Origin of the sequence: Ureibacillus aquaedulcis, assembly GCF_030418165.1 — a bacterium.
Classification (GTDB): domain Bacteria; phylum Bacillota; class Bacilli; order Bacillales_A; family Planococcaceae; genus Ureibacillus; species Ureibacillus aquaedulcis.
In genome coordinates, this window is sequence record NZ_JAUHTQ010000012.1 from 95,630 (window position 1) to 111,208 (window position 15,579).

At 39.4% G+C, this 15,579-nt stretch carries 12 protein-coding genes; 3 read left to right on the forward strand and 9 right to left on the reverse strand.

Features of this window, described 5'->3' with window-relative positions:
• The first annotated feature begins 294 nt into the window (after positions 1–294).
• Positions 295–2,322, forward strand: a complete 2,028-nt coding sequence (locus tag QYB95_RS14745; RefSeq protein ID WP_301139114.1) for a sensor domain-containing protein — start codon at positions 295–297, stop codon at positions 2,320–2,322.
• Positions 2,323–2,413: 91 nt separating this feature from the next.
• Here QYB95_RS14745 and QYB95_RS14750 read toward each other — a convergent pair whose 3' ends face one another.
• Both QYB95_RS14750 and QYB95_RS14755 read right to left on the reverse strand, forming a co-directional pair.
• Complete coding sequence (locus QYB95_RS14750; RefSeq protein WP_301139131.1) at positions 2,414–2,902, reverse strand: threonine/serine exporter family protein; 489 nt, start codon at positions 2,900–2,902, stop codon at positions 2,414–2,416.
• Between the two features lie 18 nt (positions 2,903–2,920).
• On the reverse strand, positions 2,921–3,670 hold the full coding sequence (locus QYB95_RS14755; protein WP_301139115.1) for a threonine/serine exporter family protein: 750 nt from the start codon (positions 3,668–3,670) through the stop codon (positions 2,921–2,923).
• Between the two features lie 132 nt (positions 3,671–3,802).
• On the opposite strand from QYB95_RS14755, the gene QYB95_RS14760 reads away from it, so the two are divergent.
• Entirely contained in the window at positions 3,803–5,245 is a 1,443-nt protein-coding gene (locus QYB95_RS14760; protein ID WP_301139116.1) for a polysaccharide deacetylase family protein, read from the forward strand.
• Between the two features lie 41 nt (positions 5,246–5,286).
• Here QYB95_RS14760 and QYB95_RS14765 read toward each other — a convergent pair whose 3' ends face one another.
• From QYB95_RS14765 to QYB95_RS14775, 3 genes are all read right to left on the reverse strand, one after another.
• Positions 5,287–7,443 (reverse strand): beta-propeller domain-containing protein, encoded by a 2,157-nt coding sequence (locus QYB95_RS14765; protein ID WP_301139117.1) that lies wholly within the window; start codon positions 7,441–7,443, stop codon positions 5,287–5,289.
• A 140-nt stretch (positions 7,444–7,583) separates the two neighbouring features.
• On the reverse strand, positions 7,584–8,753 hold the full coding sequence (locus QYB95_RS14770) for a saccharopine dehydrogenase family protein (protein WP_301139118.1): 1,170 nt from the start codon (positions 8,751–8,753) through the stop codon (positions 7,584–7,586).
• Between the two features lie 23 nt (positions 8,754–8,776).
• Complete coding sequence (locus QYB95_RS14775) at positions 8,777–10,258, reverse strand: aldehyde dehydrogenase family protein (RefSeq protein WP_301139119.1); 1,482 nt, start codon at positions 10,256–10,258, stop codon at positions 8,777–8,779.
• A 185-nt stretch (positions 10,259–10,443) separates the two neighbouring features.
• On the opposite strand from QYB95_RS14775, the gene QYB95_RS14780 reads away from it, so the two are divergent.
• Complete coding sequence (locus tag QYB95_RS14780; RefSeq protein ID WP_301139132.1) at positions 10,444–11,247, forward strand: TIGR00266 family protein; 804 nt, start codon at positions 10,444–10,446, stop codon at positions 11,245–11,247.
• A gap of 42 nt (positions 11,248–11,289) precedes the next feature.
• Here QYB95_RS14780 and QYB95_RS14785 read toward each other — a convergent pair whose 3' ends face one another.
• From QYB95_RS14785 to QYB95_RS14800, 4 genes are all read right to left on the reverse strand, one after another.
• Entirely contained in the window at positions 11,290–12,582 is a 1,293-nt protein-coding gene (locus QYB95_RS14785; RefSeq protein ID WP_301139120.1) for a globin-coupled sensor protein, read from the reverse strand.
• Positions 12,583–12,885: 303 nt separating this feature from the next.
• Positions 12,886–13,323, reverse strand: a complete 438-nt coding sequence (locus tag QYB95_RS14790) for a cell wall hydrolase (RefSeq protein ID WP_301139121.1) — start codon at positions 13,321–13,323, stop codon at positions 12,886–12,888.
• 171 nt (positions 13,324–13,494) lie between these two features.
• Positions 13,495–14,322: an undecaprenyl-diphosphate phosphatase gene (locus QYB95_RS14795; protein WP_301139122.1), complete on the reverse strand. Its 828-nt coding sequence runs from the start codon at positions 14,320–14,322 to the stop codon at positions 13,495–13,497.
• A gap of 127 nt (positions 14,323–14,449) precedes the next feature.
• The gene (locus QYB95_RS14800) at positions 14,450–15,535 is read right to left on the reverse strand and encodes a metallophosphoesterase (RefSeq protein ID WP_301139123.1); all 1,086 of its coding nucleotides are present in this window, start codon (positions 15,533–15,535) and stop codon (positions 14,450–14,452) included.
• Positions 15,536–15,579: the final 44 nt, after the last annotated feature.

Genomic DNA, 15,579 nt, shown 5'->3' on the forward strand with positions numbered 1-15,579 from the left:
TCTAAAGTCGTAAGCTAAAGCTTTTCGAAATTCTCGCAGCTCATTTGTGTTCTATAAGAAAGTTTAATGACAGCATCTACTGTGCAAAAGCATGGTTGGCAGCCAAATTCTTATATACGAATAGTTCCTCTTATCTAAGAATAATTTCCCTATGAGACCTTCTTTATATTTTTATTACTTTTTACCCTCATGGTTATTTAAATGGAAACACAAGGTATTTTAATAGTGACTATTTTCTATTAAATCTTTATAATAAATAGTATGAATTTAAGACTATATAGGAGTGAGAAATGAATGGGTCAAGAGAATTTGAATATAGTGATCGATGAGAAACTGGTGAATTTGTCCCCTTTCCCTTCTTTTGTACTGAATCGAAATAATGACGTACTTATTTGGAATGATTTATGCAAAAGCTATTTTGGTTATGAGACGGAGGACTTTTTGAGTACATCGGCTGATATCAAAAGCGGGTTGCTATCCTCTTTATCACCGGAAACATACCAAAATATAGTATTAGGGAAAGAGTCATTTCGTTTTGAAAATGTACGACTATTAACTAAAGCGGATACATTTATAGACTCAACAATTATTACATCCCCTGTCGCTTTTAATAATGAACCTTCCATATTAGTTACTTGTATTCTTGATGATTCTTACACACGCATGAATGACTCTATGCAGGAACTAAAAGATCTAATAAATGGACTTTACTCCTCCTATATGGTGGTAACTGTAGATGCAGAGGGTCTCATCATTAATTGTAATCCAAACTTTTTAACGATCAGTCACTGGACGCCAAAACGCGTATTAGGAAAGACTTTTTGGCAGCTGTTTCCCGACAATGAAAACAGTATGAAAGTAACGGATTCTATCTGGAAGACAATAAACTCCGGTCAAATCTGGGAAGGGGAAGTAGAAAAAATTACAAAGGATGGTTACCCTTATTGGGTTTACTTGACTGCCATCCCTACTTATTCGCCAACTACCCAAAATTATCAATTCGTTCTGTTTGAAAAAGATGTTACCAATGAAAGAAAAATGAAACATCAACTTGAAAAAATTGCCTATATCGATCCCGAAACCGGATTAATGAATTCCCACCGGTTAGAGCAGGTTGTTAATGAAATGATTGAGGAAAAACGTCATTTTTCTTTTGTATATATCAGCATCGATAAGTTTTATACAATTAAAGAACTCGACAGCAGCAAAATGGAGGATAACTTAATCACCGAATTTACAAAACGGATGAAAATTTACTTCCAGGACAGTGAAATGGCAAGAATCAACGAGCACGAGTTTGTAGTCATTACACCTCTTGGTGAATGGTTTACTCAAGGCTTCTTAACCTATTTGAAGCAAAACCCGATTTATACGGGGAATGTAGCTGTACCTATTTCGATTAGCGGCGGCATTACGCGTTCTCCACAGGATCAGTCCACTTTCCCACATTTAATGAAAGCTTCTTTAGCAACGATTGCCAACGTTCGCGAAGCAGGTGGGGATAAAATTGTTTCATTATCCAATGCAACACATAAAGCCATTAATCGTAAATCAATTATTGAGAAACGTCTATTGCTTGCATTGGATCAACAAAATCTAAAAGTATTCTATCAACCGCAAGTCGATATTCACACTGGCAAAATTTTGGCCGTGGAGGCGTTGGTGCGCTGGGAAGACGACCAAATCGGTGTGGTAAAACCTGAAGAATTAATCCCGATTGCCGAGGAAACAGGCTTAATCAACAACATCGGATCTTTTGTTATTGAAGAAGCATGTAAGCAGGCTGTTAAATGGCATAAAGAAGGTCTGGATTTAAAAGTTACCATTAACCTATCCGTTCGTGAATTCCGGGATAAAAACATGGCTAAATCGATTTTAACGACACTGGAAAATACACAATGTCCGGCTAAATTGATCCAAATTGAAATCACGGAGAAGTTCGCACTGGAAGCAGAGGCAGAGACTTCAATCATAAAACAAATGCGTCAGCTGGAAGAACAGGGAATCGTCTTTATTCTCGATGATTTTGGTACAGGCTATGCATCGTTCCGATATATGCAGCTATTGCCAATCGAAACGTTAAAGATTGATCAAACGTTTATCCAATCACTACTTCAATCCGAAAAAACACAGCGCTTAATACACGGAATGGTTCAGTTCGGCAAATCCATGAACTTGACTGTTCTGGCAGAGGGTGTAGAAACGAAGGAACAGCAAAAACTCTTGCAGGAGTATGGCTGTGACGCTATCCAAGGATACTTGATCAGTAAACCGGTAGCTGAAGATATGATTACCAAGCTAATGATTAGTTCTGTTAACTAAAAGTAAGGGGGAGAAATTCGTTTTCTCCCCCTTCTTTTAATATTAATTTTTTCTCTAATATGTAGGAAAGCCAAACTAATCTCCATAAATTCTAGCCCTGTTTTTGCCGCCTTTTAGCACGTGCAAATGACTGCATGGATGTTCGGCCTGTTTTGAACATTCTCATCATTAGTTGGATAATCACTTCCGCAAAGACCAGTCCCATTGCGATGGCACCTGATATCATAAAAGCCCTCATACCATTTTGGATTCCCATATTGTAGTCTAGTTCTACAATATTGCGCATAGTATTATAAGCAATACCACCTGGAACGAGCGGGATAATCCCCGATACATTGAAAATAATCATCGGCATTTTAAAGCGGCGTGCAAAAATTTGTGCCACTATGGCCACGACAAATGCCCCGATAAATGATGCCTGTACTTCCGTTACATTGAATTGTATAAGCACATAATAGATAATCCAGCCAATTGCTCCAACAAATCCACAATAGGGGATCGCTTTGGTTGGCGCGTTAAAAATGACACCGAAGCAAGCTGTAAAGATAAAGCTGAATATTAATTGTATGACTAACTCCATATCCACACACCACTCCCCCTAAAAAGCAACAATGACTGCAATGCCGGAACCTATTGCGAATGCGGTTAAAAATGCTTCAGCGCCTTTTGCAATACCAGCCGTAAAGTGGCCAGCCATTAAATCGCGAACTGCATTCGTTATTAATAATCCCGGAACGAGTGGCATTACTGCCCCAACTATAATCTTATCCATTTCGGTTCCCAGGTTAAAATGAACTGCAAGAGAAGCAAGCAACCCTACAACCGATGCCGCCAAAAATTCAGAGAAGAATTTTACCCTGGTCATTTCTTGAATAACGAGCATTACCATAAATCCTATCCCCCCAGCGACAAAGGCAGCGGGCATATCCGACCAATAACCATTAAACAAAACCATAAAACAACTGCTGGCTATAGAGGCTGCCAATGCCTGTATGTGAACAGGCAGAAAATAATTAGTTTTTTGTATCAATCTTAGCTCGTCATACGCTTCTTCTAATGTTATCATTTGAACTGAAAGCTTACGAGAAACGTTATTCACTTTAGCAATCTTATGCAGATCGGTAATTCTAGTTGTAATCGAAGTAATCTTGGTTACTTGTCTTTTTCCTAAAGATAGAATGATACCTGTTGGAGTGACATAACTTTGTGCATCTTCGATATTTTGTGAGCGGGCCATACGGAGCATTGTATCTTCAACCCGATAAGTTTCCGCTCCGCTTTCCATCATCATTTGGCCAGCCAATAACAAGCAATCGAGTGCTAATTCGTATTGTTGTTCTTTGTCCATTTTTTCGTCACTCCTTTTTTCTCCATGCTCATATTATCGAACAGATTCATATAACTCAATACATATTCTGCTTATTTTTAATGAACTTGGTTAGTTTTGTCAAGAATTTTTCAAGTAGAGAGGAGTAGTAAGATGAAACGTCAACCTTGGTTGGATGTTTTATTGCTTAGTTCCATTTTCATGTTAACTGTGCTGATAGGGATGTTTATCTTCATATCCGGAGACTCAAAATATCAGCTCTCAACCGTTTCTGCCAGCAGTCCCGTTCAGCAAACGGAAAAAACTGCTACAGAAGCAGAAAAGGCGGAAAAGACTGCGAGTGAGTCGGCTGTCGAACTTCCTTCTGACTTTGAAGGAATCCAGCTTTTTAAAGAAACCCCGGATGATCAAACGAATCCTTATACCATCATTCACCCAACAACAAAGTACAATAAGCTAAATCAAGAAATCTCACAATACATAGAAAAAACAAAACAACATTATCTATCACGAGCAGAGCAAAAGAAAAAGGAAAATCCTCTTGCCAAGAGCAATCTAAAGATCCAGGTAAAGATTAGCAAATATAAACAAACCTATTATTCGATTGTCTTTACAAAAAAAGAAACATTGGATGGGAAAAATACTGACGAAACTTTTAACACGATTGTCTTTAACAATAAAACGGGACAGAAAATCATCCCGTGGTATCTATTCAATCAAGATGCTGCCAATCTCGATAAGCTTTCAAAATACGTTCGTCAAAAAATGCTGGAACAAAAAGGCTATAAAGAGCATATAAATCTATCAAAATGGAATAAAGCTTCATATCCTTATTGGGAGCGCTATAATCGTTTTGCTATCGAAAATGATGCATTAGTACTTTATTATAATAAAGGCGAGTTTTCGAATACTAAGATTGGTTCGCCTTCCCTCTCGATTCCATTGGCATTTATTAACCCAATTTTAGCACCCGAATTTCGAACTGAAACGAAAAGTGAAATCACGATTCTTACTCCTATCCAAAAGGAAAAACCGGGCAAACGGGTTGCTCTAACCTTTGATGATGGACCACATAGAACGATTACGAACGAAATTCTAAATATGCTGGATAAATATGATGCGAAGGCGACATTTTTCATGGTCGGAAAACAAGTTGAAGAAAATACTACTGTTGCGAAGGATGTCCTTGCCAGAGGCCATGAGGTTGGAAATCATACATGGAACCATGCCAAACTAACCAAACTAACATCCAAAAGCATATTATCGGAAGTTAACTCCACAAATAATATGATCTTTAAAGCAACCGGCCAATACCCGACTGTTTTCAGGCCACCTTATGGAGCAAAGAATAAACAGGTTACGGAATTAATGAAAGTTCCGGTCGTCTTGTGGACAATTGATACATTGGATTGGAAATATCGAGATTCTAGCAAACTACTGCCCATGATTCAAAAGAATATTAGAAATAACGATATTATTTTGATGCATGATATTCACCAATCAACTGCAGATGGCTTAGAAAGCGTCTTAATCTACTTGCAAAAGCAAGGTTATGAATGTGTAACGGTGAGTGAAATCATAAACTCCCAAAAATAAAAATGGCGATGAAAGCATCAAGCTTTTCATCGCCTTTATTGTTATTTGAATTGCACACTATTAATTTCGTTGAAAGTTTGCAGATCGTAACTTTTTATATTTTCTCTTGAGACCGTGTAAAGTGTCTCATCAATATACATCAATCGCAAAATGGCGGATTCCCAATCTTCATATTCCTCGCCTTCTTTTGCAGGTTTTACTAGATCGCCTTTTAATTTAATCCCATTTTCAGCCGTGATTTCGTAAACATGCGCACCGGATCCTTTGTACTCGACTTCATACTCCCCTTTTCCTTCGTATACGCTCACAGGGAAACCATAGTAGTTATGTTGATCATTTCTAAACAATGCTTTATGGTTATATTCTACCTCTGAATAAGTACCGCGCCCGCCAATTATAACGGAATCCTGTTCTTTTGGATTTGTGTAGTCCGTAATATCGAATAGGGAGATCTTGATTCCTGCAGTTGTTGTGAATGGCTCTTTCGAAAAATTATCAACTCGATTTTCCGTGTCATAGCCAATGCCTATTAAATGATTTTCATCTAAAGGATGGAGATAGTTGCTGAAGCCCGGTATCTTCAATTCTCCCAACACTTCTGGCTGCTCTGGATTCTGCAGGTCAATTACAAATAGTGGATCTACCTGTTTAAAGGTTACAATGTAGGCTTTGTCCCCCATAAATCGAGCAGAGTATATTTTCTCGCCCTTCGCAAGATCCGTTACTTCTCCTACTTTCTCTAAATTTTCGTTATAGATGAATAAGTGGTTCTTAGTTGCTTCTTCCGAACTTCCAAAAAGATTCCCCTCCGTAGTGGCTACACGGAAAAAGCCTTCATGTTCATCCATCGAAAATTGGTTTAGAATCGTTCCCGAAATGGCTGTGCTTGCTTTAAACTCTACATTTGTCCCATCGATGGAGAATTTATAAATATCCGTGTTGGCTGCCCCTACAGGCATAATCGCCATATCTTCCGCCATTTTGGATGTGGCGTTCCCTTCAACGGTTGCAGGCAGGTAATTTATCGCTGTTAAATACAAGGCTTCCTTCGACATATAAAGAGCAGAGCTTCCTCCTAAGAAACCTTTTGTTTCAACCTTTTCGTTTTTGAAATTTGCTAAGTTAATTGCAGAAATAATTGTATAGTTCGGTTCACTGGAGCCCGGCAGAATCGTCAATTTATCTATTCCCATTGGCTCCAGCTCTTCGCCTTCGGAACTATCGTAGGTATATGGACGAAGCTCAACTTCCTCCTGCTCTGATAATAACCAGTAGTTCGGTGTATTATTGGTCACAATATAAAGTGTATCTTCGTATTTACGAAGCCCATTCATATAGCCGTCCTGCCCAATCTCTCTAATCAACTGCGGATTCGCCGCATCCTTCACATTATAAAAGGCAGCTTTCGTCATGCTGATCCCACTGATATGCCCATCTTTTTCCGTCTCGATATACTGATCTGTAAAGACAATCAGCATATCGTTATGAATCATCAATTGCATTGGATAACTATTTCCATCAAGTTTGATTTTACTTGCAACCTTTAATTGAGGCTTCCTTACATCCGTTATGATCACTTGATTTTCAATGATGGAATAAATAAATTTACCATCTGTCACAACTGTATCCCCTTCATCAATCTCTTCAACTTGGTTATTTGTTGAAGAATAAGAGGACTCACTTTCAGCTAAGGCCTTATCTGATGCACTGCTTGTATTCGACGTATCTGAACTTTCCTCAGTAGTTGCCTCGAAATTCTGATTTTTTGATTCCCTGTCTAAAATTGTTTGGAAGTAGTCTTGTAGTTCTTGTACTGAGGAAATACCCTCTATTTTTTCGATGACATTGAACTTAATCTTTTGTTTATCGGCTTGAATTGATTTTTGTTTAAATGCATTTTCTTCAACATGCAAAACGTATTGACCCGGCTTTAAGTTTTCAATAACAAGGGATTGCTGATTTTCTTCTAATGTAATGACAGCGTTGACTTTTTCCCCATTCTCACCTGTCACATAAATCTTTTGTTCTTTAATACTGTTCTCGCCAATACCTTTTGAAAAGTGGACATGGTATGGTTGCTTTTCCATAACAGTCGATGCACTACTTACTTCAAGCTTTTGACCAAAAAAGAAAAATACAACACTTGCAGCAATTGCTATGACAATTAATATTCCGCCTGCAAAAAACTTACGTTTCAAGAAAACTCACTCCTTTAATTTGCCTCTTTAACCGATTAGACTTTTAAAAGCTGTTTTCGTTTCAATATTTTCCATTAAATTAAAAATAAAAAAGTGTGAAGAATGTTAAACTCTCCACACTTTGTGAGTTGATTTTTGCTTTACCACTTTACAATTGTTGAACGATGCGATGTTTCTTTAATCATGACTCCCCGTCTTGCCATTTTTTCAATATATTCATCCCCCGGGACAACGGATTCCGGCGGGAAAACGCCACGCTCTTGTATAACACCGCTGCCTACCATGATAGCAACTGCGGCAATCGTGCAAGCCGTAGCACGCGCCATTGCCGTCATCGTTGTCTCTGGATCTCGTTTAATATTCAGTTCATACTCGTAAGTTACTTGCTCTCCTGATTTTTCGCCAGAGACAATTACGCGTAATAGCACTGCGTCTTCTTTATCCCCTAAATCCAGCTTTTTCTTTAAGGCTTCCCGTACGACATCCCGAACCAACAATTGCTGGCCATCAACTTCCACTGCATTTTCTTTACTCAGGAATCCTAATTCTCTAAGAAGCTTGAACTGTTCCGCATGCCCTTTATAGCGGATCGTTTTATATTCCAATGTTTTAACATGCGGGAATGTATTGATCAGTGTTGAAGTACCCCCTGATGTATAAAAGGCCTCCAGTACACCATAATGATCAAAATAGATAGGCTCAACTCCAGCCAGAGATGGTACTTCTGTTAATTTTCCGCCCTGGATCACCTTGGCCGGCTCTGTATAATGATCAAATACACCATCAAGCGAGAAGACCAATGTATAGTTTAACGGTGGTTCCGGTTTCGTTGGAATACCACCAACATAAAGTTTAATCGATTCAACCGAATCTAATTTTGAAACACCATATCCCGCTAGAATATTAATCATACCCGGTGCCACACCTAAATCAGGTATTAATGTGATGTTCTTTGCCTTTGCCTCATCATGCAATGTTAGCAGGTATTCCGTTACTTCCCCAATATGTCCACCTAAATCAACGGAATGAACGCCTACTTCAATGGCTGTTTTGGCAACAATTTTATTGAATTCATAGAACAGTGCATTGACACAGACGTCCCCTTTAGACATGACTGTCCGAAGTTCTTCTTCATTTCTTGCGTTTAATGCAACTACTTCTATTTTATCGGATTCCAGAGAATCAACGAACTTTTGGGCAGCCGTCGTATCTATATCCGCTAAATACACTTTTTCTACTTTTTCACTAGCATTTAAGTCGCGCGCAACCTCTTTCCCCATCAAGCCAGCGCCTAAAACAACAACTTTCATAACACACATCCCCCTTTTGTTGATTAGTTTTCAGTGTCTATTTGGGCTCTTTGAAGCTTCCCACTATAGTCTACGTATATACTTTTCCATTCCGTGTAGACATCTAAAGCCGCTTGACCTGAATCACGGTGGCCATTTCCAGTTCCCTTTGTCCCACCAAATGGTAAATGGATTTCCGCCCCTGTTGTTCCTGCATTGACATACACAATGCCCGTATCTAGATCTCTTTGGGCTTTAAATATTTTATTAACGTCTTGTGAGAAGATAGAACTCGACAAGCCGAATTTCACACTATTATTTACTTCTATCGCTTCTTCTAAACTAGCAACCTCAATGATGCTTAGAACAGGGCCAAAGATTTCCTGCTGTGCAATGACCATATCATTTTTTACATTTGTAAAAACGGTTGGCTCGAAATAAAAGCCTTTATTAAAAGGCGGAGAAGTTAGGGTTTTACCTCCGACTAGCAATGTAGCCCCTTCTTGTTCTCCAACTTGAACATAATGATTGATCTTCTCCAGGGAAGCCCCATTAATAACCGGTCCGATTTTTATCGTCGGATCAAGACCATCCCCAATTGTCAGCTTACTAATCTCCTTAACTAGCATTTGCTCTAGCTTGCTTTTCACATCTTTATGCACAATCACACGGCTACAAGCAGTACAACGTTGGCCAGCTGTTCCAAAAGCACTCCAGATAATGCCTTCTACAGCTAATTGCAAATCGGCGTCCTCCATGACAATGACTGCATTCTTTCCGCCCATCTCAAGAGAGACTTTCTTCAAATGTCTTCCACCCAACTCAGCTATCTTACTCCCCGTTTCAGTGGAACCCGTAAAGGAAATCACTTTTACATCCGGATGTTCGATTAACTCAGTCCCGACTGTAGAACCTGCACCAAAGACAATATTGGCTACCCCATCAGGCAAGCCTGCTTCTTCGAATATTTTAGCCATTTCATAGGCCATCATTGGGGTTTCCGTAGCCGGTTTCCAGACAAAAGTATTGCCTGCGACAAGTGCGGGGAAGGATTTCCACGTCGCGATGGCAATTGGAAAATTCCATGGTGTAATAAGCCCAACGACACCAATCGGTGCCCGAACACTCATAGCAAATTTGTCCGCAAGCTCGGAGGGTGTCGTCTCGCCAAATAAACGTCTTCCTTCACCTGCCATATAATAGGCCATATCTATGCCCTCTTGAACTTCACCACGGGCCTCTTCGATTACCTTTCCCATCTCTTTGGTTAAAATTTGGGCAAGGTATTCCTTCTTTTCTTTTAATCTATGTCCAATTTCATATAAAAAATCAGCTCGTTTTGGTGCTGGTGTAAGTGCCCACGACTTTTGGGCTTTCTTGGCACAAGCAACGGCTTCCTCCACTTGGCGTTTTGTAGATAGGGGTACAGTTGCAAGCTGTTCACTGTTAGCCGGATTCACAACAGGAATTGTTTCAAGACCCTCATTAGAAATCCATTTTCCACCGATAAAATTTTGAAGTTCCATAACATCCTCCTCGCTTTCTATCTCGAAAAATCAATTATACTGTTCTTTATTCTACATTTTCTTCTAAAAAACCTCTTTGCAAACGATTCATGCAATGTAAAATTTATTGGATGAAACTTTTTAAGGAGGGAAAACGTAACCTTAGATGGTATATATTTATTATGAACAGTAGGAGGTTATGAATGATGAACAATCATGAAATAGATTACAAATTGTATGGCGATGATATGCAATACGTCGAAGTAGAGTTAGATCCAAACGAAACGGTGGTTGCTGAAGCAGGCAGCTTAATGATGATGGATGAAGCAATTAAAATGGAAACGATTTTTGGTGATGGTTCAAATAACGGCGGCAGTGGCGGCGGCCTAATGGGTAAATTAATGGGTGCAGGCAAACGTTTGCTGACTGGTGAAAGTTTATTTATGACTACCTTCACCAATGTTGGACAAGGCAAAAAACATGTTTACTTCGCATCTCCATATCCAGGTAAAATTATTCCGATGGATTTGAGTGTCTACAACGGCAAAATCATCTGTCAAAAGGATGCATTCCTAGCTGCGGCAAAAGGTGTATCTGTCGGTATTGAGTTCCAGCGTAAAATCGGGGCTGGTTTCTTCGGTGGTGAAGGATTCATTATGCAAAAGCTTGAAGGCGACGGTATGGCCTTTATTCACGCAAGTGGGGCAATCAAAAGAATTGGCCTGCAACCAGGACAGAAAATCCTTGTAGATACGGGCTGTCTTGTTGCCATGACTTCAGATGTGGATTACGACATTCAGCCTGTTGGGGGCGTGAAAACTGCTCTATTTGGCGGCGAAGGGATTTTCCTTGCTTCTCTTCGCGGACCTGGAACTGTTTGGGTTCAATCATTGCCATTCAGCCGTCTAGCTAGCCGGGTATTTGCTGCTGCACCTGTTTCTCAAGGCGGAGGCGGGCAAAATGCCGGTGAAGGCGGTATTGGCGGGTTATTTAACATGTTTAATAAGTAATTTTTATAGTGAGAGTCTCCGTACAAAGAGACTCTCGTTTTTTTAAAGCTGATCAATAGTATCCTTTAACGTTGAAGAGGCTTCTTCTAGCTGTCCTATAGAATTTCCTATATTTTCGACAACACTAGCCAACTCCCCTACTTGCTGTCCTACATTTTCAAAATCCAGAATTGTAGCATCAACAGAGGATGAAATTTTTTCAAAGGATTGCAGCGATTTTTCATTCTGCTCAATTCCATCCTGTACTAGATTTTGAATCTGATGAATCGATTCAATAACCTGTGATGTTGCTAAACTCGACATGCCAATCAATGTTGCGATTTTCTCAACGGATTGTTTTGTTTGATCGGCTAACTTTCGGACTTCATCTGCAACAACAGCAAATCCTTTCCCATGCTCACCCGCACGTGCGGCTTCAATAGCTGAATTTAAGGCGAGCAGATTCGTTTGACCGGCGATATTTTTGACGATTTCAACAACATCTTGAATTTCGGAGGAAGACTGGTTTAAATCCTCAACCAACTTTGTCATGACAATCGTATTCTCGTTGATCTCCTTCGTTTGGTTGCTTAAATGCCGGAGCTGTTTATATCCTTCTCCAGATGCTTCCTTCGTACCTTGTGCGCCTGTAATGCTATTTTGCAATAATTCTCTTACCTTTTTTGTATTGGCAACCAATTCCGAGACAGTCGCATTAGTTGCTAGCGATTGGTTCTCAAGAGTTACCGAAATGCCGCCTATTACTTCCTTTACCTGAGTTTTAACATTTTGTTGCTGCTCCACTATAGCCTTCGAAGCGACCCGGTCATATTCATCCAACACAATTTGCTGCTCAAAGCTAAAAATCTTTCTTACCGCCTGAATTGCCTTTTGTGTTTCTATGTATTCCAAATTTAAACCAAAGATTGTTTCCTGGATTCTAGCTTCCAAGTTATAAAAGGATGCCAGATACCACTTGGTTGTTAAGCCGATTAACACATGCATATTTGCAACTCTTCTTCTCGCTTCGATAAAATGGTCATCAATACGGCCATCGAACATTTCTACCACATGGTATTTTAACGTCTGGTGAAGTCTTTCCACGGAACTATGAGATGAAATCATTTGTTGAAATTCTACTACAGTTCCAATTACCTCATAAAAGCTCTCTACAATTTCCTTAATTTCGATTTCGACAAAGGGTTTTAATGATCGAATTATATGTAAATCTTCTTCTGTTAGTCCAATAATCTCAAGTTGCAGTAAAAAATTCTTATCTTTCAGAAAAATACCGACCTCAGGGAATCGCTCTTTCAATATCGAAATTTTGACCTCTTTTTTCTTTAAAGTGAACAAATGGTCCCCCCCTTTATAAAATTTTAGTATATTTTCAAATCTATTAATGCCGCGAATAATAAAATGGAACTACTCCACTCCCTCAAATATAAGACGGAAAATTTCGTTATTCAATAAATTTACGTAAACAGTCAAAATGTTAATATATATTCTGTCGAAAAGCAAAAAATTAATGTGACTTTTCTCACACTGCTATGAATTTCTAGAGTATTTCAAATTCGCTATACCCTATAACTCAAAAAAGAACTCCCTGACAGGAAGTTCCCTTAGCATCCATATGATGTATTCAAATAAATACTCAACCTACGAATAAACAGTTGGACAAGTCCCAGCAGCCGGTTCATAGTAGCAGTGATTTTTAAATTGTCCGGCAAAAGGCTGATCGTACCAGGTTTGAGGGCACGGTGCATACGGATTAAAATACCAAAGCGCGTATTTCCCTGGATGTTCCCTCCAATAATTCAGAACTTGTCTCGCTAATTTCTGCTCGTTTGCCCGAGCTCGATTATAAAACAAATTCCCCTTTTGAACGGCTTCAAAAGAATAATTTCCTCCCTGTACCTGATAGATCACGTCCTCAATCGACCGTAAATCTCTGAAATCTAAACAATTGGCTACAAGGCGATTCACAATTACATTCCCAACGTATAACATTCCTTGATTTCCTTCACCTTCAGCCTCGGCCCTCATCATCCTTGCAATTAAATCGACATCCGCATCTCTGAATTTTACTCTCGCCATTTTCTCACCCCAAACCTATAGTATGAAGAAAAGTGTAAGATGATGTCATAATTTAAGATATGGATGCCATTTATCGAAACAAAGTTAATATTTAAGGCAATTATTTGTTGTTCATTAAAAAATAAAAAACGTCCCAAAAGAATCAACTTCTTTTGAGACGTGATGTGTTGTTTAAAGAGCTAAAATTATGATTAAAACAACAGCTAGTACGATACGATAGATAGCAAATGGCACTAGCTTTACTTTCGAAATCAGTTTTAGGAAGAATTTAATGGCAATTAAGGCAAATACAAATGCACTAACAAAGCCCAGGATATAGAATCCTGTATGACTCGGTTCCAGGTCGCTCCAGTTCTTGACCAACGATAATCCACTTGCCCCTGCCATAATGGGAACGGCCATGATAAAGGTAAAGTCTGCAGCCGTTTTATGATCAAGCCCAAGCATTACCCCGCCTGAAATAGTAGCACCAGAACGAGAGAAGCCCGGCCATAAAGATAAACATTGAATTAACCCGATCTTGAACGCTTTCCCATAAGAAATATCATCCAATGAGGTGATCGTTGTTTTTCTTTGTCCCACTCGATCGGCAATAATCATCCAAATCGCACCAATGATTAAACCTACGATTACAGTGTTAGTAGAGAAAAGATTTTCATCGATAAAATCTTCGAAAAGCACACCTAAAACTCCGGCCGGGATAATACCGGCAATTACATGGCCCAAATTAAATTTACGAGAGGCTGTTTGTCCTTCAATTTTATATAACCCGACCAAGCTAAGCATTCGTTTCCACATAACGAACACAACCGCCAAGATAGAGCCCAGTTGAATTACGATTTTAAAGGTATTTGCCGACCCACTCCCTAAAAATTCCTTTGTATTAAGCCATAAGTCATCCACGATAATCATATGTCCTGTCGATGAGACCGGCGCGAATTCCGTCATTCCCTCAACAAATCCGAGGATAATGGCTTTCATTAAATCAAAAAATTCCATAAGTTACTCTTATCTCCTCATCTTTTTTTCCATCCACTACGCAAGTCCACGTAACTGTTTTATTCACCTAATCTACAATACATGAAGCACTTTTTGTTGTCCATACGACTCGAGTTGCAGCGGATACTTACTTCTCATTAAATGTAATATCCACTACCCATAACTCCGAACGACTGCCGATCCGCATAGGCGGCCCCCAAAAACCGAATCCCGAGGAAACAAGGGCATGCATGTCCCCTTTTTTCATATGTCCATAATCCACTTCGAAAAGCTGGTTCGTAATAAAATTATTCGGCCACAATTGTCCCAGGTGGGTATGTCCCGATACGTGCAAGTCAACTCCCGCATCTTGGGGCGCGTGTAAATCTGTTGGTGTATGGTTCATGACAATCCAGGGCATATCTGCATTTTCGTTTTCCGGCTTTAATGCTTGAATCACTTTTCTCTTTTTGTTTGTATCGTCTTCCTGACCTGTTAAATAAAAACGATCCCCAACCGAAATGGTTTCATCCATTAAAATTTGGACATTGGAACCTTTCATTTCTTCTACAAACTGCGGAATTTTCCCTCCATAGTATTCATGGTTGCCAAGTACTCCATAAACACCATATGTTGCTTTAAGTTGATTCATCACCTGATCCATTCCCTCTTCTACATACCAAACAGGGTCATCATCCACAAGATCTCCTACTAATAATACTGCGTCAGGATTCGCTTCATTGGATAGGTCTACAAATTTCTGCAAGTGGTCTTTATGCGAAAGAACCCCTAGATGGAAATCTGAAGCTACTACCAGCCTCATTGGCTCACCCGGCTTATCAATGGAAATCTCCAAATTCCGAACTACCGGCGAATAGGCATTATATGTACCCCAGGCAAACAGAACTACTAAAAGCCCCACGACAACAGAACCGACAACCGTCACATTTTTATAAGGAGTGAGCTTAATGAAGACATTGGCGATGATACATAAGATAAGTCCGTATTCAAAAAAGAACATCCAATAATTCCCCACAATAGATAGAGGACCGAGAACATCGTGCATTCTTCCTATCAGAAAACTAAAAGAAATCAGAAAGAGAATAACCCAATAAACGATCGGCCAGCGAAACAGATGAATTGCTTCCAGCCACTTTTTCAAATTCAATCCCAAATAAGCTGTAATTGCACTATATAAAATGAGCGCCAAAGTCATGCCCAAAATCCTATCCATATGTATAATCCCTCCATACTCTATATAAAAAGTATACCACGCTG